Source organism: Azospirillum sp. ST 5-10 (genome assembly GCF_051225715.1).
Taxonomy (GTDB): Bacteria; Pseudomonadota; Alphaproteobacteria; order Azospirillales; family Azospirillaceae; genus Azospirillum.
In genome coordinates this window covers 1-16122 of the sequence record NZ_JBPJSP010000030.1, presented here as the reverse complement: position 1 = coordinate 16122, position 16122 = coordinate 1, and the positions used below count along the sequence as shown (strand labels likewise).

Here is a 16122-nt window from a genome sequence, read left to right as displayed (position 1 = left end):
CGAGCGGCATCTCCCGGCTGTGTGAGGGCATCGGCCAGAGCCCTGGCTCCCGGGGGTAACGGCGGGGACGCCCGCGAAGGTCCCGGCCCCGCCCCGGCGGACCGGTCGGCCGGCCCACCGTTCGCATCGAGCGCATCTCCACCGGGGCAGCGTCATCGCCATGACCGCTCGTCCGCCGGTCTGCGACGTGTGCCGGACGCCGTGCGGTCGCGGCGATCCGTCCGACACCCGTGAGAACCGCATGGACCTGTTCGGGGTGCAGGCGTGCATCACCTTCCGAGCGGTGTCCGCGGCCTTTTTTGCGCCGTCGCCGGCGTGCCATACTGCGGACGGACGAACATCCGGGAGGACAACCGCACCATGGCCGACACCTTCACCGCCTTCGTGATCGAGGACGTCGACGGCAAGCCCAAGGGGACCTTCCGGGATCTCGCCCGCGACGCCCTGCCGGATCACGACGTGCTCGTCGAGATCGCCTACTCCACGGTCAACTACAAGGACGGCCTGGCGGTCACCGGCAAGGGGCGGATCGCCCGCAAGCTGCCCATGGTCGCCGGCATCGACCTCGCCGGCACCGTCGTGGAATCGCGCTCTCCCGCCTGGAAGGCCGGGGACCTGGTGGTCGTCAACGGCTGGGGGCTGTCGGAGACGGCGTGGGGCGGCTACAGCCGTTACCAGCGCCTGAAGCCGGAGTGGCTCACCCGCCTGCCCGACGCCTTCTCCCTGGAGGAGGCCATGGGCATCGGCACCGCCGGCTACACCGCGGCGCTCTGCGTCGAGGCGCTGGAAGCCTGGGGCACCGTCGCGCCCGGCGGGAAGGAGGTGCTCGTCACCGGTGCCGCGGGCGGCGTCGGCTCGGTCGCGGTGGCTCTGCTCGCCAAGCGCGGCTACGCCGTCACCGCCTCGACCGGACGGCCGGAGACCCACGACTACCTCGCCGGGCTGGGGGCGACCGGCTTCCTCGACCGCGCCGCGCTGCTGGAGAAGGGCCCGCCGCTGCAGAAGGAGCGCTGGGCCGGCGGCGTCGATTCCGTCGGCGGCCAGACCCTCGTCAGCGCGCTGTCGCAGACCGTCTGGGGCGGCGCCGTCGCCGCCTGCGGGCTCGCCGGCTCGGTCGATCTGCCGGCGACGGTGCTGCCGTTCATCCTGCGCTCGGTGTCGCTGCTCGGCATCGATTCCGTGATGGCGCCGCAGCCGCGGCGCGACGCGGCATGGGCGCGCCTGGCCCGCGACCTCGATCGCGACGCCCTCAGGGCCATGTACCGGGTCGAGCCCTTCGCCAAGCTGCCGGACCTCGCCGCCGACATCCTGGCCGGCCGCATCCGCGGCCGCGTCGTGCTGGACATGGCGGGATGACCGTCGCCCACGCGGCGGCCGGCGTGCTGCTGGCCGTCGCCGCGGTCACGGCGCCCGGGCCGGCGCGGGCGGAGGCCTCCGCCGCGCCGCCGGCCGTCGACCGCACCCTGGCCAAGACGCTGACCTATCTCGGCCTGTCGGCGCTCAACAACTTCGCGTTCGGCGCCCTGCGGTACGGCGACCTCGCCTCGGGCGGCGTCTTCGCGCTCGTCTCCATCACCACGGAGCCGGTGGTCTATTACGTCCACGAAGCGGCGTGGGCCGCCCTCCTTCCGCACACCGGCCTGTCCGAGCGCGACGCCGTCCCCGCCAAGACGGCCAGCTACACCGTGGTCAACGCCGCCCGCGTGCTGGCGAACGGCTGGGTGCTGACGGGCAGCGCCACGGCGGCGGTCGGATTCCTCGTCTTCAACGTGATCGGCGACTCCGTCTCCTACGCCGTCAACGATCTCGCCTGGGCCCATCTGTTCCCGGCGCCGTGATCACGGGCGCCCACAGAACGTCCTCGAGGCGCTCGGCACCGGCGCACAGCATGGCCAGCCGGTCGAAGCCGAGCGCGATCCCGGCGCTCTCCGGCATGCCGTGCTCCAGCGCGGCCAGGAAGTCCTCGTCCACCGGAAAGCGCTCGCCGTAGAGCCTCTCCTTCAGCGCCATGTCGGCCGCGAAGCGGGCGCGTTGGGTGGCGGCGTCCGTCAACTCGCCGAAGGCGTTCGCCAGCTCCAGGCCGCAGGCGTACAGCTCGAACCGCTCGGCCAGACGCGGGTCCCCGGGCTTGGGGCGCGACAGGGCGGCCATGCACAGGGGATAGTCGGTCAGCACGCAGGGCACCCCCTCCCCGAGGTGGGGCTCGATGCGGTCGAACATGACGCGGAAGAACACGTCCTCCCAGCGGTCGCCGGCGTGCGGCGCCACCCCCGCCCGCGCCGCCGCCGCGGCGAGCGGCCCCGGGTCCGGCTCGTGGGAGCCGTCGTAGGCGGCCATCAGGTCGATGCCGGCGTATTCGGCGAAGGCGTCGGCCACCGTCAACACCCGCCATGGGCGGAAGGGATCGCAGGTCAGGCCGCGGAACGCGAAGCCGGTCCGCCCGGCCGCGGCGGCGGCGGCGCGCACCAGGCCGACGCAGTCGTCCACCAGCGCCGCGTAGCTCTCCCCCGCCCGGTACCATTCCAGCATGGAGAACTCGGGGTGATGGGTGGCCGAGCGCTCGCCGTTGCGGAAGACGTGGGCGATCTGGAACAGCCGCGGCACGCCAGCCACCAGCAGCTTCTTCATCGCGAACTCGGGGCTGGTGTGCAGGTGCATCCGCCACCGATCCTCGGGGTTCGGCCCCGCCAGCTCGGTGGCGAAGGCCTGGAGGTGCGGCTCCATGCCCGGCGACACCTGCAGGGCCGGCGTGTCCACCTCGACGAAGCCGCGCTCCTCGAAGAAGCGGCGGGTGGCGGCCAGCACCCGTCCGCGCGCGGCGAGATGCGGGGCGCGGACGGCGAAGGCGGCGGGATGCCAGAAGGGAAGCGCGGAGGTCATGGAACGCACCGGGATCGGGCTGGGGTGGCGTCACCCCTACACCAGCCCCCGTCCGCCTTCAACGCGCGCCGCCGGCGGGCGCCGGGGCCACCTCGGGAAACTGTTGCAAGGGCCGCCGCGAGGGGGCATATCCGGAGCCTCGCGGCGTTGCCTCGGTCCGGCCAAGCTGGTAGGGTCCGCGCCGCTTGTCTCTTGGAAATACGGATCGTGCCATGAAGGTCAACGCCAACACGATGCGCCCCGGCCACGTGCTGGAGCACAACGGAAAGCTCTGGGTCATTCAGAAGACCGCCATCGTCCAACCCGGCAAGGGCGGCGCCTTCATCCAGCTCGAGATGAAGGACGTGCGGACCGGCACGAAGAGCATCGAACGCTTCCGCACCCAGGAGACGGTGGAGCGCGCGCGCCTCGACGAGCACGAGATGACCTATCTCTTCTCCGATGGCGACATGCACACCTTCATGGACAAGGAATCCTACGAGCAGATCGGCATCCCCGGCGACATCGTCGGCGAGCAGGCCGTCTTCCTGCAGGACGGCATGGAGGTGACGGTGCAGAGCTTCGAGGGCGCGCCGCTGTCGGTGGAGCTGCCGCCCAAGGTGACCTTGCAGATCGTCGAGGCCGACCCGGTCGTGAAGGGGCAGACGGCCTCCTCCTCCTACAAGCCGGCCAAGCTGGAGAACGGCGTGTCGATCCTGGTGCCGCCGCACATCGAGGCGGGCACCCGCGTCGTCGTCGACACCTCGACCGGCGAATACGTCGAGCGCGCGAAGGACTGACCCCCCACTCATGGCGACCCGTTCGGCACTCATCAACGTCATGGCCCGCGCCGCCGAGAAGGCGGCGCGCGGCCTCGTGCGCGACTTCGGCGAGGTCGAGCAGCTCCAGGTCTCGCGCAAGGGGCCGGCCGACTTCGTCTCGGCGGCCGACCACCGCGCCGAGAAGACCCTGCGCGAGGAGCTGCAGAAGGCGCGCCCCGACTTCGGCTTCCTGATGGAGGAGTCCGGCGGCAGCGCCGGTCGCGACAAGACGACGCGGTGGATCGTCGACCCGCTCGACGGCACCAGCAATTTCCTGCACGGCCTGCCCCACTTCGCCATCTCCATCGCGCTCGAGAAGAGCGGCGAGATCGTCGCCGGCGTGGTCTACGAGCCGGTGCACGACGAGATGTTCTGGGCGGAGAAGGGCCAGGGTGCCTTCCTCAACCACAAGCGCCTGCGCGTCTCGGAACGCCGTGCCCTCGCCGACTCGCTGATCGCCACCGGCATCCCGTTCAAGGGACGCGGCGACCACGCCGGCTTCCTCGGCGAGGCCGAGGCGATCATGGCCGAGGTGGCCGGCATCCGCCGGTTCGGCGCGGCGTCCCTCGACCTCGCCTACGTCGCCGCCGGCCGCTACGACGGCTACTGGGAGCGCGGCCTGGCGCCCTGGGACTGCGCCGCCGGCATCCTGCTGATCACCGAGGCCGGCGGATTCGTCAGCGAGATCGGCGGCGGCCGCAACCCGGTCTTCGGCGGCTCGATTCTCGCCGCCAACGCCCATCTCCACCTGCCCTTGGCGACGATTCTGCGCGGCGTGGAGCGCAAAAAGGCGGCGGTACCGGGCAATCCGCCGGGAAACCCGGCCTCCGCCTGACCATCGCGGCAGCGGAAGCACGCCGGAGGAGGCTCCACCTCCTCCGCGCCAAGGGAAATTGTACCTACGCCCATCGATGGGCTATGGTGCGGCCAGGTTTCCGCGTAAAAGGAATTCCGCGCTGCTCACCAAGGGTATTCTCGGAGGCATGATCCGGCAATCGAAGGCGCCCGCAGGACGGTCGCCGGTGCTGTGCGCGCTCGCCGTCGGCGTGGTCCTTGCCGGGACCGCGGCGCCGGCGTGGCCGCAGGCCCGGACGAGTTCCACCCGGCCCGCCGCGGCGCTGTCGGGACCGTTGTCGTTGGAAACGGCGACGCCCCTCGCCGTGCCGCCGCCGCCGCGGCTGAATGCCCCGCGGACGATCGCCGCTCCACCCCGTTTCGTCGCCCCGCAGCCGTTGGAGGCGCCGCCACCGCCGGACGTGGCCGCGCTCGACCCGGTGCCGCCGCCGGCGCTTCCCGCCGGCGCTCCGCCGATTCCCCAGCCGGCGCGCCCGGCTCCGGCCGAGACCGCCGCCGCCCCGCCGCCTGCCGGCGAGCCGGCGCCGGCCCTCGATCAGTCGGCCCACCAACCGCCCGGGCGGCCGGCCGAGACGCGCACCGAAACGGCGGCGCTGCCGCCGCCGCCGGACGTGACGGCGCTGCCGCCGCCGGAGGACTACAGCATCGCCTTCGCCGGTTCCGCCACCGTTCTGCCGGAGGAAGCCGAGCGGCAGGTGGAGGCGACCGCCCTGCGCCTGCGCGCCGACGAGCGGCTCCGCCTGCAGTTGCGGTCCTACGCCAGCGGCACCGCCGAAACGGAACGCGAGGCCCGGCGCCTCTCGCTGCAGCGGGCCCTGGCCCTGCGCGAACGGCTGGCGGCGCTCGGCGTCCGCAGCACCCGGGTCGACATCCGCGCCCTCGGCACGGGCACCGGGGACGGTGCGACCGACCGGATCGAGGTGGAGTACCTGAACGATTGAGCACGCTCGCCCCCGACCGCTCCGACGACACCAGGAGGTCCCTTCCGATGACGCGCCCTGAGCGCTTTCTGACCCGGATGATCGTCTTCCTGGTGATCGTGCTGGTGGTGGCAGCCCTGCTCTTCCCGGCGCTGGAGAACGCCTTCGTCACCAATCCGGCGCTCAACGGCATGATCCTGGCGACCCTGCTGGTCGGCATCGTCTACATCTTCCGCCAGGTCTGGACCCTGCGGCGCGAGGTGGCGTGGCTGGAGCACTTCCGCCAGGAGGCGCGGCCCGGCGCCGCCGAGGTGTCGGAGCCGGTGCTGCTGGCGCCGATGGGGCGCATGCTCGGCGAACGCAAGGGCCGGCTGATGCTGTCGGCGCTGTCGATGCGCTCGGTGCTGGACGGCATCGCCGCGCGCCTGGACGAGTCGCGCGAGCTGTCGCGCTACCTGATCGGCCTGCTGATCTTTCTCGGCCTGCTCGGCACCTTCTGGGGGCTGCTGCACACGGTCCGTTCCGTCGGGTCGGTGATCGGCAGCCTGTCGGTGCAGGGCGGCGACGTCGCCAACATGTTCAGCAACCTGCAGTCGGGCCTGGAGGCGCCGCTGACCGGCATGGGCACGGCCTTCAGCTCCTCGCTGTTCGGCCTCGCCGGCTCGCTCGTCCTGGGCTTCCTGGAACTGCAGGCGACCCAGGCCCAGCACCGTTTCTTCCAGGACGTGGAGGACTGGCTGTCCGGCGCGACCCGGCTGTCGTCGGGCGCCGGCGGGCTGGAGAGCGGCGACCAGTCGGTGCCGGTCTATGTGCAGGCGCTGCTGGAGCAGACGGCGGAAAACCTGGAGGCGCTGCAGCGGACGGTCGCCAACGCCGAGGAGGGGCGCCGGGCCGCCAACGCCCAGGTGCTGGCGCTGACCGAGCGGCTGGCGACGCTGACCGACCAGATGCGGGCGGAGCAGCAGCTCCTGCTCAAGCTGGGCGAGAGCCAAGTGCAGATGAAGCATCTGCTGACCCGCCTGTCGGAGGCGGCGACCACCGGCTTCGGCATGGACGAGGCGTCGCGCCAGCACCTGCGCAACATCGACATCTATCTGGCGCGGCTGGTCGAGGAGTCGGCCAGCGGCCGCACCCAGTCGGTGCAGGAGATCCGCAGCGAGATCAAGGTGCTCACGCGCACCATCGCGGCGCTGGCGGAAGAGGCGGAACGCGCCGACGGGCGATGAACGACGGACGGGAACGGGCAGCGGGTAAGGGTTCATGGCAAGCTTGAGCCGCCGCAACGGCTACCGCGAGGTGAACGCATGGCCCGGCTGGGTCGATGCGCTCTCGTCGCTCATCATGGTCGTCATGTTCCTGCTGATGGTGTTCGTCGTGACCCAGTTCTATCTGGCGAACGTCATCACCGGCCGGGACGAGCAGCTCCACCGGCTCAACGCCAAGGTCGCCGAGCTCAACGACCTCCTGCGTCTGGAGCGTGACGCCAACGCCGACCTGCGCCTCAACATCACCCAGCTGTCCGACGAGCTGCAGGCCTCCATCGCCGCGCGCGAGGACATGTCGACGCAGATGCTCCAGCTGCAGGACGACCGCGACCGGCTGGAACGGGCGGCGGCCGAGCTGGAGCGGACGGTGCGCGCCGACCGCGAGACGATCGAGATGAAGCTGCGCGAGGTCGCCAGCCTGGAGGACGACCTCAGGGCCCTGCGCGAGGCCCGCCAGAAGCTGGAGGGCGAGCTGGCGGAGATGGGCACTTCGCTGCGCCTGACCGAGGAGGAGCGGGCCCAGCTGCTGGCCGAACTCGGCTCGGTGCGCGACCGGGCGCAGGCGCTGGAGAGCACGCTGGCCGACGCCAACGAGAAGACCATGCTGGCCCAGCGCGAGATCCAGCAGCGTGACATCCGCATCGAGGAGCTGCTGACGGCCCTGGACACGGCCAAGGCCTCGCTCGACGAGGAGACGGCGCTGACCGAGCAGAGCCAGCAGCAGGTCGCCGCCCTCAATCGGCAGATGGCCGCGCTGCGGGAGGAGCTGGCGCGCCTGAACGCGGCGCTCGAGGCGTCGGAGCAGAAGGCCGAGGAGCAGCAGGTGCAGATCGCCGACCTCGGCAATCGCCTCAACCAGGCGCTCGCCAGCAAGGTGCAGGAGCTGGCCCGCTACCGGTCGGAGTTCTTCGGCCGGGTGCGCGAGGCGCTCGGCAACCGGCCCGACGTGCGCATCGTCGGCGACCGCTTCGTCTTCCAGTCGGAGCTGCTGTTCCCCTCGGGCTCGGCGACCCTGCAGGAGACCGGCAAGGAGCGCCTGGCGGAGCTGGCGGAGACGCTGATCGAGATCGGCCGGCAGATTCCGCCGGAGATCAATTGGGTGCTGCGGGTCGACGGCCACACCGACGCGCGCCCCATCGCCACCTTCCAGTTCCCGTCGAACTGGGAGCTGTCGGCGGCGCGCGCGATCTCCGTGGTCAAGTTCCTGACCGAACAGGGCATCCCCGCCGACCGCCTGGTCGCCGCCGGCTTCGGCGAGTACCAGCCGCTCGACGCCAGCGGCACCGAGGAGGCCATGGCGCGCAACCGACGCATCGAGATCAAGCTGGACCAGCGGTAGGGACGCGTCGGCCCGATATCCCGCATGGCGGAATTCACCGCGCCACGCCGGATGCCGATCCTGCGCCGCCGCGGTTGGTCGTGGTAGGCTTGCCGGAAGCGCAGCCGCGTCAGCATTCGCGACGGGAGACCGGAATGGAAAGCAGGGCCAACGTCAACGACCGCAAGAGCGTCGAAGCGATCTATCCCAAGAGCGCCTTCGACGAGGACGCCCACCAGAACACCCGCGACCGCGCCACGGTCCACCATGGCCTGGCCGTGCTCTCGGCCCCCGATGCGGAGGGCAACTTCACGATCGCCCGCGAGCACCGTCACGTCGCCGAGACGCAGGAAGGATCGCACTCCTATTTCCTGTTCCCGTTGCTGGACCCGTCGGAGTACGGGGCGACGCTGCGCACCGCCAACGGCTATGACGGCCCGTTCAAGCCGATCATGCCGCCGGCCGATCCCGAGGCGCACTACCACCACTTCATCGAGGACGTCATCGCCACCGCCCGGAAGGCCCAGTTCCCGCCGTCGTTCCCGGCGCAGACCCTGAAGGACTTCCTGGGCGGCTGACCCGGCGGCTCTTCAGCCCTGCTTGAGCGCCGCGAACTGGTCGAAGGCCTCCAGCGCCTGGGCGGCGTACATGACCGACGGGCCGGCGCCCATGTAGATCGCCATGCCCATGGTCTCCATGACCTCCTCGCGGCTGGCGCCGTGCTCGACGGCGGCCTTGGCGTGGAACGCCACGCAGCCGTCGCAGCGCGTCGCGACGGCGATGGCGAGGGCGATCAGCTCCTTCGTCTTGGTGTCCAAGGCCTGGCTCGCCGTCGCCTGCCGGGCCATTTCCGAGAAGGCCTTCATCACGTCGGGCGTGCCGCCGCGCAGCTCCTTCATCGCCGCGACCAGATCCTTGGTCATCTGCGACCAGTCGTGAACCATCACCGTCTCCTCGCGGGCTCAACTTTAGAGAACCCTAAATTAAAAGGACCGCGGCCGCCGCGGAACCCTCACGCCGCGCAACCCTGCCCTGCCGCCTGCTGTTGGGGGAGGAACCGCCGCAGGGAGATCCGCCGCCCATGCCCGTCCCCGCCACACAAGCGACCGCGCCGAGCCGCCGCGGCAAGGAGCCGTTCGATATCGACGCCGTGTTCGAGCGGCTGCGCGCGGCGACGGCGGGCCTGCCCAAGGCCGCCATGTTCGCGCTGCGCGACGAGGGATTCGACAGCCCGTTCGAGCAGCTCGTCGGCAGCCTGATCTCCGCCCGCACCCGCGACGAGACGACGGTGGCGGTGTGCCACCGCCTGTTCGCCGTCGCCCGGACACCGGATGCCATGGCCGGACTCGGCGAGGCCGAGCTGGCGCGCCTGCTCGACGGCGCCAGCTTTCCCGAACCAAAGGCGCGCGACCTCGTGGCGCTGTCGCGCCGCATCGTCGCCGAGCACGGCGGCCGGGTGCCGGACACCGCGGAGGGGCTGATGGCCATGCGCGGCGTCGGCCCGAAGATCGCCGCCCTGACCCTGGCGGTCGGATTCGGCCGGCCGGCGGTCGCGGTCGACGTCCACGTGCACCGCGTCGCCAACCGCTGGGGCTACGTGGCGACGACGTCGCCGGAACGCACCATGGCGGCGCTCGAAGCCAAGCTTCCCGAGCGCTACTGGATCGAGATCAACGAGCGTCTGGTGCCCTTCGGCAAATGGCTGTGCACCGGGGTGCGGCCGAAATGCTCCAGCTGCCCGCTGCTGTCCCAGTGCCGGCAGGTCGGCGTGACCGACCACCGCTGAACCGCCTGCGGCACCGCTGCGCTTGGCGTCCCCGCCGTGCGTCGGCTAGAAGACCGCCGACGGGCGTCCTCTCAGCGGAACGGGAACGGGCCATGATTCTGTATGCGCTGCGGTGCGAGTGCGGGCACGAGTTCGACGAGTGGTTCGACAACATGGCGGATTACGACGCCAGGACGGGCCGCATCCCCTGCCCGTCCTGCGGCGGCACCCAGGTCGCCAAGGCGATCATGGCGCCCAGCGTCGGCACGGCCAAGGGGGCGGCGACGCCGGCTCCGGCCTGCAGCCCCGGCGGCTGCGCCGGTGCCGGCTGCCCCATGGCGCATATGATGTAGCGGGTCAGCGCGCCCGGCCGCCGCGCGGCTGGGCGGACAGCGGCGGCAGGCGCCCGGCGACCAGGTCGTCGCGGTGCGGCGTGAAGGTGGGTTCGCGCCGTTCGGTGAAGCCGGGCTCGGCGCGCATCGCGCGTGCCGGTGCGGCGGCAATGGGCTTGGCGCGGCCGCTGCGCCACCAGCCGACACCGAGCGCCCCGACGGTGGCGGCGAGGAGCGCCATCACCGCGTAGCGCATCCAGTTGGCCGGGACGAAGCCGTCGTCGCCGGTCGACAGGGCGTTGGCGGGGACCTCGCGGCCGGCCGTCGTGGCGGCGGTGACGCCGGCGCTGGGCGCCGCCCGCGGCACCGCATCCTGGGCGCCACCCGTGCCCGGGCTGCGCACCACCGGCCCGAGCAGCACCTCGCCGTCGCCGCCGGTCGCCTCGACGTCGCCGACGCGGGTGGCGGCGCGCGGCGTCACCTCGCGCTCGGGCGTGCGGGAGGCCTGGCCGGGGCCGCCGCCGCCCGGCTTCTGGGCCGCCAGGTTGCCGACCGTGCTGGGCGTCTTGGCCGCCCGGCCGGCCATCATCTTGTCGACGGTCGCCTGGTCGAGCTGGCCGGTCGCCGGCAGCCCCACCGACTTCTGGTAGGCGCTCAGGGCCGCGCGGGTCTCCGGCGTCATCTGGCCGTTGGGCCGGCCGAGCTTGAACCCCTTGTCCTTGAGGATCGACTGCGCCCACTGGATATCGGCGGCCGTCGGCTGCTGCGCGCCCGCCGGTCCGACCGGCGCCGCGACCAGCCAGACCGTGGCCAGAAGACCCGCCGCCACCGCCGGAACCGTTGCCCGGCCGTGCCGGGCGGATCCGTCCGCCATCGTTCCCCTCCGTCCCTGTGCCCCCGTGCGGGATGCGTACGGTGGGTTTAGTTACCAGATTGCGGCACTTTTACGGGCGAGATTTTCGAACGGCTGACCTGCCGAAGCGGAAATGCACCGCACCGCAGCGTGTCGCTGCGCCCCCCGTCACCCCGCCCACGGCGGGCCGGCAAAAGATGCTGCGCCGAAGGTGGACGGGGCGTAAGGTCCGCTGCACCGCCGGGCCCGGCCGACCCCGCCCGGAACGCCCGTGTTGCCGCTCCCCGCCGGAAGAAGAGGGACGCCATGACGCCGCGTGGCGCAGGGCCGCCGTTGTGGCGGCGGATCGCCGACAGCCTGTCGCAGGAGATCGAAGCCGGCACCCACGGCGCCGAGGAGCGGCTTCCCTCCGAGGGCATGCTGGCGGCCCGCTTCGGCGTCAACCGCCACACCGTCCGCCGCGCCATGGCGGCGCTGGCCGAGGACGGTGTGGTGCGGGTCGAGCACGGGCGCGGCACCTTCGTGCAGCCGCACCGGGTGGAATACGCGGTGGGCCGGCGCACCCGGTTCTCCGCGAACGTCCGGGGGCAGAACCGGCGTCCGGCATGGGAGCTGCTGCGGGCGGACATCGTGCCGGCCGGCCCGGCCCTGGCCGAAGCCCTGGCCCTGGCGTCGCAGACCCCGGTGATCGTCCTCGAGACGCTCGGCCGTATCGACGGCCGGCCGGTCGCCCTGTCCGACCACCGCTCCCCGGCCGAGCGGTTTCCCCGCCTGATCGACGCCTTCCGCAGCGAGGGCTCCATCACCGCGGCGCTGCGGCGTCACGGCGTCGGCGACTACACCCGGCGCACCACCCGCCTTACCGCCCGCATGCCCGACGCCCGCGAGGCGGATCTGCTCCGCCTGCCGCGCGGCGTGCCGGTCCTGGTCAGCGAGGCCGTCAACGTCGACGCCGACGGCGTGCCGATCCAGTGGAGCCACACCCGCTTCGCCGCCAACCAGATCGAGATTGTCGTGGAAGCGGAGGACCCCACCCTCGCTACCGCCGATGCCCCCGGCGGCCTCGCCTCCCGTTAACGGACTTTCGATAAAATGCGTGGTATTCTCGCGTCCTCTCCCGCGTGCGGAAGGAGTGGCGCCATGGTGCACGGTGCGAGACTGGCCCCCGTCGTCCTTTGCGGCGCCGCCCTGCTGGCCGGCTGCAGCAATCCCAACTACCGGGACTACACGGCGACGGACGACAGCGCCGTCCTCGCCTTCGACTCCTGCGACTACGAGATCGACACCGTCATGCGCCTGCGCGGCTACCCGCCGAACCCGCTGCCCGAGACACCCCAGGCCGAATACCGCCGGGTCGTCTTCGACCAATGCATGCGCCGCAAGGGGTACGACGCGGACTGACCGTCAGGGCCCCGCCCGTCCCCAGGCCAGGTAGAGCGCCACGCCGATCAGCGCCCCCGCCAGCACGACGCCGAGATAGAAGCGCAGCGGCAGCCGGACCTTGTCCCGGGAGCGGCGCCGGGCCGGCCGGCGGCCCGGCGACGGCGGCGCAGTCGTCCGGCTGGGGTCGTGCAGCAGCAGGAGCTTCCAGTTGAACTCCATCCCCTCGTAGGCGGAGTCGGGGTTGAGTTCCAGCTCGATCAGCCGGAAATAGGCCCGCGGGTTGACCCGGACCATGAGCGCGAAGCGGGCCTCGGCCTGGGCCCGTTCCTCGCCGACCTCCAGCGTGGTCCACCCCTTTCCGCGCGCCTTCTGGATCGCGAAGCGGGTGGGTTGCGGCGGCTTGGCGGGAGGCATCGCGGACGGCGGCGCTCGGGATCGGACCGACGGCCACTGTAGCACGGCGCCGCCGCCGGCGCGTCATGCTACAGTGGCCGCCCGCTTCCGGAGGTGCCATGCGCGTCCAGGCCGTGCTCGCCCATCCCCTGCCCGACAGCTTCACCGCCGCCGTCCATCGGACCGCCGTCGCCGCCCTGCGCACCGCCGGCCACGAGGTGGTGGAGACCGACCTCTACGCCGAGGGGTTCGAGCCGGCGCTGACCGCGGCGGAGCGCGGCGGCTACTTCGCCGATCCCTACGAGGCCTCGGCCGTGCGGCCGCTGGTCGATCGCCTGCTGCGCAGCCAGGCGCTGGTGCTGAGCTACCCGCACTGGTGGTTCGACCAGCCGGCCATCCTCAAGGGCTGGTTCGATCGCGTCTGGGGGCCGGGGATCGCCTTCCGGCACGACCGCGCCGGCGGCCGCATCGTGCCGCTGCTCGACGGGCTGGAGACGGTGGCGGTGCTCACCTCGTTCGGCTCCCCCTGGTGGCTGGCCGAGTTGTACCTGCGCAACCCGGCCCGCCGCATCCTGCGCAAGGGAACGCTCGCCGCCTGCGCACCGCGGGCGCGCCTGCGCTACCTCGCCCTCTACGACATGGACCGGACGACCGCCCGCCGGCGGGCCGCCCATCTCGCCCGCGTCGAGGCGGCCATGGGGCGCCTGGAGCAAGCTCGCTTCTGGCCGATCCGGCCAAAAGCGAGCTTGCTCTAAACATGTGAATTTGGAGCGGGATCACTCCCGGTGATTCCACCGGGAGTGATCCCGCTCTACAACGCCAGCCCGTTGCGCCGGACCACCTCGGCGAACCAGTGGTAGCTGGCCTTGGGACGCCGCTCCAAGGTCTCCCGGTCGACCTGGACGAGGCCGAAGTGGCGGGAGTAGCCGTCGGCCCATTCGAAGTTGTCGAGCAGGGTCCACACCAGCCAGCCCCGCAGGTTGGCGCCCCGGGCAAGCGCCGCGTGGCCAGCCAGCAGATGGGCGCGCAGGAAGGCGATGCGCTCGCCGTCCTCGGCCCGACCGTCCGGACCGGCCGGATCGGGGTAGTCGGCGCCGTTCTCGGCGATCACCACCGGCGGGTTGCCGTAGCGGTCGCGCAGGTCGAGCAGCACCTCGGTCAGCCCGTCCGGCTCGACCGGCCAGCCCATGGCGGTGGCCGGCGTGCCCGGCGGCGACGGGCCGAAGCCGGTGCCGAACAGCCCGCCCGGGTCCGGCTGCTGGTGCATGCGGCTGTAGTAGTTGATCCCCAGCCAGTCGACCGGCTGGCGGATCGCCTCGAGGTCGCCGGCCCGCAGCAGGGGCGCCACGTCGGCCTCCAGGCGTTCGGGATAGCGGCCGTGGAACAGAGGGTCGAGGCAGGAGCGGTTCCACACCGCGTCCCACATGGCGGCCGCCTCGGCGTTTTCCGGACGCCCGCCGACCGGCAGCGACGGCTGCACCGAGAGCACCGTGCCGAGCCGCCAGCGCCCGCCGCCGGCGGCGCGCAGCGCCCGCAGCGCCGTGCCCTGGGCGAGGTTCTGGTGGTGGAGTGCGGCCACGCAGTTCGCCCGCCCGGTCACGCCCGGCGCATGGCCGCCGGTGCCGTGGCCGAAGATGGCGACGACCGACGGCTCGTTCAGCATGGCCCAGCGCACCACCCGATCGCCGAGGCGTCCCGCCATCACCTCGGCGTAATCGGCGAACCATCCGGCGATGTCCCGGTTGCCCCAGCCGCCGGCGTCCTGGAGGGCCTGCGGCAGGTCCCAGTGGTAGAGGCACGGCCAGGGTTCGATCCCCCGCTCCAGCAGCGCGTCGACCAGACGGTCGTAGAAGTCGAGCCCCGGAGCGTTGACCTCTCCCCGCCCCTGCGGCAGCACCCGCGGCCAGGCCACCGAGAAGCGGTAGGCGCCCATGCCGGCGCGCCCCATCAGGTCGACGTCCTCGCGGTAGCGGTGATAGTGGTCGCAGGCGACGTCCCCGGTGTCGCCGTTCCGGACCTTGCCCGGCGTCCGGCTGAAGCTGTCCCAGACGCTGGTGCCCCGGCCGTCCGCGGCAGCCGCCCCTTCGATCTGGTAGGCCGAGGTCGAACAGCCCCAGACGAAGCCGTCGGGAAAGCGCGCCTCGCCTTGGGCCGCCGCGGCGGGGCGACCTCCCCGCCCGGCCAGAGCACCGCCCAGGACCGCCGCCTTGAGAAACGTCCGTCGTCGCATGATGACTCCCCTGCCATGGGCGCGAAACAGGCTGGTTCCGCCGCCGCATCCGCCCTATATCGGACGAATGAGCGGTTTCTTCATGATCCTTCTGATGCTGTCCATGCTGGCGGTGCTGGCATCGCTTTTGGCCGGCGTCTTTCTCATGGCGCGCGGCGGCGAAGCGAACCAGCGCCATTCCAACCGGCTGATGCGCCTGCGGGTGACGCTGCAGGGGGTGGCGATCGTCCTGTTCCTGCTCGCCGTGCTGACGGCGTCCTGACGGCCAACCGGAGTGCGGCGCCATGGTCAAGCTCACGCGAATCTACACCCGTGGCGGCGACAAGGGGCAGACCTCGCTGGGAAACGGCGAACGCGTCGCCAAGCACGCCCTCAGGGTCGAGGCCTTCGGCACCGTCGACGAGGCCAACGCGGTCCTCGGCATGGCCCGGCTCTCCACCGCCGCCCTGGCGGACGAGGACGCGATGCTGGCGCGCATCCAGAACGACCTGTTCGACCTGGGCGCCGACCTCTGCACGCCGGAGGAGGAGAACCCCAAGTATCCGCCGTTGCGAATCGTCGAGTCCCAGGTCGAGCGGCTGGAGCGCGAGATCGATGCGATGAACGCCGAACTGGCGCCCTTGAACTCCTTCATCCTTCCCGGCGGCTCGCCGGGCGCCGCCCACGTCCACCTCGCGCGCACCGTGGTCCGCCGGGCCGAGCGGCTGATGACGGCGCTGGCCGAGCACGAGGCGGTCGGGACCGCCGCCCTCCAGTACGTGAACCGGCTGTCCGACCACCTCTTCGTCCTGGCGCGCCGGCTGAACGGCAACGGCGCCGCCGACGTGCTGTGGGTGCCCGGCGGCAACCGCTGAGCGGAGCTGCCCACGGTCCAGGCAGCGACGCTGCACACGGTCCAGGCAGCGACGCTGCCCACGGTCCAGGCAACGTTGACAGTCCTTTCGGCAAATCCTATGGTCCGTCGCACTGCACAATGCGCTGCTGACAAGGGTCGGACATGAAAATCCTCGTCCCGGTGAAGCGGGTGGTCGACTACAACGTGAAGGTCCGTGTGAAGGCGGACGGTTCCGGTGTCGAGACGGCGAACGTGAAGATGTCGATGAACCCGTTCGACGAGATCGCGGTGGA

At 71.9% G+C, this 16122-nt stretch carries 20 protein-coding genes and 1 pseudogene; 16 read left to right on the top strand and 5 right to left on the bottom strand.

What is annotated here, in order from left to right:
• Positions 1-360 precede the first annotated feature (360 nt).
• Together ACSBPG_RS25365 and ACSBPG_RS25360 are read left to right on the top strand one after the other, a co-directional pair.
• Positions 361-1356: an MDR family oxidoreductase gene (locus ACSBPG_RS25365; protein WP_435540023.1), complete on the top strand. Its 996-nt coding sequence runs from the start codon at positions 361-363 to the stop codon at positions 1354-1356.
• The gene (locus ACSBPG_RS25360) at positions 1353-1838 is read left to right on the top strand and encodes a DUF2061 domain-containing protein (RefSeq protein ID WP_435540022.1); all 486 of its coding nucleotides are present in this window, start codon (positions 1353-1355) and stop codon (positions 1836-1838) included. The genes ACSBPG_RS25365 and ACSBPG_RS25360 overlap by 4 nt, the downstream gene beginning before the upstream one ends.
• On the opposite strand, the gene epmA is transcribed toward ACSBPG_RS25360, so the two are convergent.
• Entirely contained in the window at positions 1798-2880 is a 1083-nt protein-coding gene (gene epmA, locus ACSBPG_RS25355; protein WP_435540021.1) for an EF-P lysine aminoacylase EpmA, read from the bottom strand. The genes ACSBPG_RS25360 and epmA overlap by 41 nt on opposite strands.
• Positions 2881-3092: 212 nt before the next feature.
• On the opposite strand from epmA, the gene efp reads away from it, so the two are divergent.
• The 6 genes from efp to ACSBPG_RS25325 all read left to right on the top strand — a co-directional run bounded on the left by efp (position 3093) and on the right by ACSBPG_RS25325 (position 8616).
• Positions 3093-3659: an elongation factor P gene (efp, locus tag ACSBPG_RS25350; RefSeq protein WP_435540020.1), complete on the top strand. Its 567-nt coding sequence runs from the start codon at positions 3093-3095 to the stop codon at positions 3657-3659.
• A 10-nt stretch (positions 3660-3669) separates the two neighbouring features.
• Positions 3670-4515, top strand: a complete 846-nt coding sequence (locus tag ACSBPG_RS25345) for an inositol monophosphatase family protein (RefSeq protein WP_435540019.1) — start codon at positions 3670-3672, stop codon at positions 4513-4515.
• A gap of 148 nt (positions 4516-4663) precedes the next feature.
• Positions 4664-5476, top strand: coding sequence for an OmpA family protein (locus ACSBPG_RS25340; RefSeq protein ID WP_435540018.1), 813 nt, complete (start codon positions 4664-4666; stop codon positions 5474-5476).
• A 47-nt stretch (positions 5477-5523) separates the two neighbouring features.
• Positions 5524-6681 (top strand): flagellar motor protein MotA, encoded by a 1158-nt coding sequence (locus tag ACSBPG_RS25335; protein ID WP_435540017.1) that lies wholly within the window; start codon positions 5524-5526, stop codon positions 6679-6681.
• 34 nt (positions 6682-6715) lie between these two features.
• The gene (locus ACSBPG_RS25330) at positions 6716-8059 is read left to right on the top strand and encodes a peptidoglycan -binding protein (RefSeq protein ID WP_435540016.1); all 1344 of its coding nucleotides are present in this window, start codon (positions 6716-6718) and stop codon (positions 8057-8059) included.
• 134 nt (positions 8060-8193) lie between these two features.
• Positions 8194-8616, top strand: coding sequence for a hypothetical protein (locus tag ACSBPG_RS25325; protein ID WP_435540015.1), 423 nt, complete (start codon positions 8194-8196; stop codon positions 8614-8616).
• A 12-nt stretch (positions 8617-8628) separates the two neighbouring features.
• On the opposite strand, the gene ACSBPG_RS25320 is transcribed toward ACSBPG_RS25325, so the two are convergent.
• The gene (locus ACSBPG_RS25320; RefSeq protein ID WP_435540014.1) at positions 8629-8982 is read right to left on the bottom strand and encodes a carboxymuconolactone decarboxylase family protein; all 354 of its coding nucleotides are present in this window, start codon (positions 8980-8982) and stop codon (positions 8629-8631) included.
• 137 nt (positions 8983-9119) lie between these two features.
• On the opposite strand from ACSBPG_RS25320, the gene ACSBPG_RS25315 reads away from it, so the two are divergent.
• Both ACSBPG_RS25315 and ACSBPG_RS25310 read left to right on the top strand, forming a co-directional pair.
• On the top strand, positions 9120-9824 hold the full coding sequence (locus ACSBPG_RS25315) for an endonuclease III domain-containing protein (RefSeq protein WP_435540013.1): 705 nt from the start codon (positions 9120-9122) through the stop codon (positions 9822-9824).
• Between the two features lie 92 nt (positions 9825-9916).
• Complete coding sequence (locus ACSBPG_RS25310; RefSeq protein ID WP_435540012.1) at positions 9917-10156, top strand: DUF1178 family protein; 240 nt, start codon at positions 9917-9919, stop codon at positions 10154-10156.
• 4 nt (positions 10157-10160) lie between these two features.
• On the opposite strand, the gene ACSBPG_RS25305 is transcribed toward ACSBPG_RS25310, so the two are convergent.
• Positions 10161-11009 carry a peptidoglycan-binding domain-containing protein gene (locus ACSBPG_RS25305; protein WP_435540011.1) on the bottom strand — a complete coding sequence of 283 codons (849 nt, stop codon included), beginning with the start codon at positions 11007-11009 and terminating at the stop codon, positions 10161-10163.
• A 285-nt stretch (positions 11010-11294) separates the two neighbouring features.
• Here ACSBPG_RS25305 and phnF point away from each other — a divergent pair, with 285 nt between their 5' ends.
• The gene (phnF, locus tag ACSBPG_RS25300; protein ID WP_435540010.1) at positions 11295-12065 is read left to right on the top strand and encodes a phosphonate metabolism transcriptional regulator PhnF; all 771 of its coding nucleotides are present in this window, start codon (positions 11295-11297) and stop codon (positions 12063-12065) included.
• A 63-nt stretch (positions 12066-12128) separates the two neighbouring features.
• Entirely contained in the window at positions 12129-12389 is a 261-nt protein-coding gene (locus tag ACSBPG_RS25295) for a hypothetical protein (protein WP_435540009.1), read from the top strand.
• A gap of 3 nt (positions 12390-12392) precedes the next feature.
• Here the strand turns inward: ACSBPG_RS25295 and ACSBPG_RS25290 are convergent, their stop codons facing one another.
• Positions 12393-12785 (bottom strand): hypothetical protein, encoded by a 393-nt coding sequence (locus ACSBPG_RS25290; protein WP_435540008.1) that lies wholly within the window; start codon positions 12783-12785, stop codon positions 12393-12395.
• A 98-nt stretch (positions 12786-12883) separates the two neighbouring features.
• Here ACSBPG_RS25290 and ACSBPG_RS25285 point away from each other — a divergent pair, with 98 nt between their 5' ends.
• The gene (locus ACSBPG_RS25285) at positions 12884-13519 is read left to right on the top strand and encodes an NAD(P)H-dependent oxidoreductase (protein WP_435540007.1); all 636 of its coding nucleotides are present in this window, start codon (positions 12884-12886) and stop codon (positions 13517-13519) included.
• A 56-nt stretch (positions 13520-13575) separates the two neighbouring features.
• Here the strand turns inward: ACSBPG_RS25285 and ACSBPG_RS25280 are convergent, their stop codons facing one another.
• Positions 13576-14994, bottom strand: a complete 1419-nt coding sequence (locus ACSBPG_RS25280; RefSeq protein ID WP_435540006.1) for a GH1 family beta-glucosidase — start codon at positions 14992-14994, stop codon at positions 13576-13578.
• 82 nt (positions 14995-15076) lie between these two features.
• On the opposite strand from ACSBPG_RS25280, the gene ACSBPG_RS25275 reads away from it, so the two are divergent.
• The 3 genes and pseudogenes from ACSBPG_RS25275 to ACSBPG_RS25265 form a co-directional block, all read left to right on the top strand.
• Positions 15077-15256, top strand: coding sequence for a twin transmembrane helix small protein (locus ACSBPG_RS25275; protein ID WP_435540005.1), 180 nt, complete (start codon positions 15077-15079; stop codon positions 15254-15256).
• A 22-nt stretch (positions 15257-15278) separates the two neighbouring features.
• The gene (locus tag ACSBPG_RS25270; RefSeq protein ID WP_435540004.1) at positions 15279-15848 is read left to right on the top strand and encodes a cob(I)yrinic acid a,c-diamide adenosyltransferase; all 570 of its coding nucleotides are present in this window, start codon (positions 15279-15281) and stop codon (positions 15846-15848) included.
• Positions 15849-15991: 143 nt separating this feature from the next.
• Positions 15992-16122: pseudogene (locus ACSBPG_RS25265) on the top strand (electron transfer flavoprotein subunit beta/FixA family protein); the annotation flags it as partial.

Bases quoted from the DNA above. Each gene is read 5' to 3' on its own strand.
- ACSBPG_RS25365 (WP_435540023.1), top strand. From the start codon at position 361: ATGGCCGACACCTTCACCGCCTTCGTGATCGAGGACGTCGACGGCAAG.
- ACSBPG_RS25360 (WP_435540022.1), top strand. From the start codon at position 1,353: ATGACCGTCGCCCACGCGGCGGCCGGCGTGCTGCTGGCCGTCGCCGCG.
- epmA (WP_435540021.1), bottom strand. From the start codon at position 2,880: ATGACCTCCGCGCTTCCCTTCTGGCATCCCGCCGCCTTCGCCGTCCGC.
- efp (WP_435540020.1), top strand. From the start codon at position 3,093: ATGAAGGTCAACGCCAACACGATGCGCCCCGGCCACGTGCTGGAGCAC.
- ACSBPG_RS25345 (WP_435540019.1), top strand. From the start codon at position 3,670: ATGGCGACCCGTTCGGCACTCATCAACGTCATGGCCCGCGCCGCCGAG.
- ACSBPG_RS25340 (WP_435540018.1), top strand. From the start codon at position 4,664: ATGATCCGGCAATCGAAGGCGCCCGCAGGACGGTCGCCGGTGCTGTGC.
- ACSBPG_RS25335 (WP_435540017.1), top strand. From the start codon at position 5,524: ATGACGCGCCCTGAGCGCTTTCTGACCCGGATGATCGTCTTCCTGGTG.
- ACSBPG_RS25330 (WP_435540016.1), top strand. From the start codon at position 6,716: ATGGCAAGCTTGAGCCGCCGCAACGGCTACCGCGAGGTGAACGCATGG.
- ACSBPG_RS25325 (WP_435540015.1), top strand. From the start codon at position 8,194: ATGGAAAGCAGGGCCAACGTCAACGACCGCAAGAGCGTCGAAGCGATC.
- ACSBPG_RS25320 (WP_435540014.1), bottom strand. From the start codon at position 8,982: ATGGTTCACGACTGGTCGCAGATGACCAAGGATCTGGTCGCGGCGATG.
- ACSBPG_RS25315 (WP_435540013.1), top strand. From the start codon at position 9,120: ATGCCCGTCCCCGCCACACAAGCGACCGCGCCGAGCCGCCGCGGCAAG.
- ACSBPG_RS25310 (WP_435540012.1), top strand. From the start codon at position 9,917: ATGATTCTGTATGCGCTGCGGTGCGAGTGCGGGCACGAGTTCGACGAG.
- ACSBPG_RS25305 (WP_435540011.1), bottom strand. From the start codon at position 11,009: ATGGCGGACGGATCCGCCCGGCACGGCCGGGCAACGGTTCCGGCGGTG.
- phnF (WP_435540010.1), top strand. From the start codon at position 11,295: ATGACGCCGCGTGGCGCAGGGCCGCCGTTGTGGCGGCGGATCGCCGAC.
- ACSBPG_RS25295 (WP_435540009.1), top strand. From the start codon at position 12,129: ATGGTGCACGGTGCGAGACTGGCCCCCGTCGTCCTTTGCGGCGCCGCC.
- ACSBPG_RS25290 (WP_435540008.1), bottom strand. From the start codon at position 12,785: ATGCCTCCCGCCAAGCCGCCGCAACCCACCCGCTTCGCGATCCAGAAG.
- ACSBPG_RS25285 (WP_435540007.1), top strand. From the start codon at position 12,884: ATGCGCGTCCAGGCCGTGCTCGCCCATCCCCTGCCCGACAGCTTCACC.
- ACSBPG_RS25280 (WP_435540006.1), bottom strand. From the start codon at position 14,994: ATGCGACGACGGACGTTTCTCAAGGCGGCGGTCCTGGGCGGTGCTCTG.
- ACSBPG_RS25275 (WP_435540005.1), top strand. From the start codon at position 15,077: ATGATCCTTCTGATGCTGTCCATGCTGGCGGTGCTGGCATCGCTTTTG.
- ACSBPG_RS25270 (WP_435540004.1), top strand. From the start codon at position 15,279: ATGGTCAAGCTCACGCGAATCTACACCCGTGGCGGCGACAAGGGGCAG.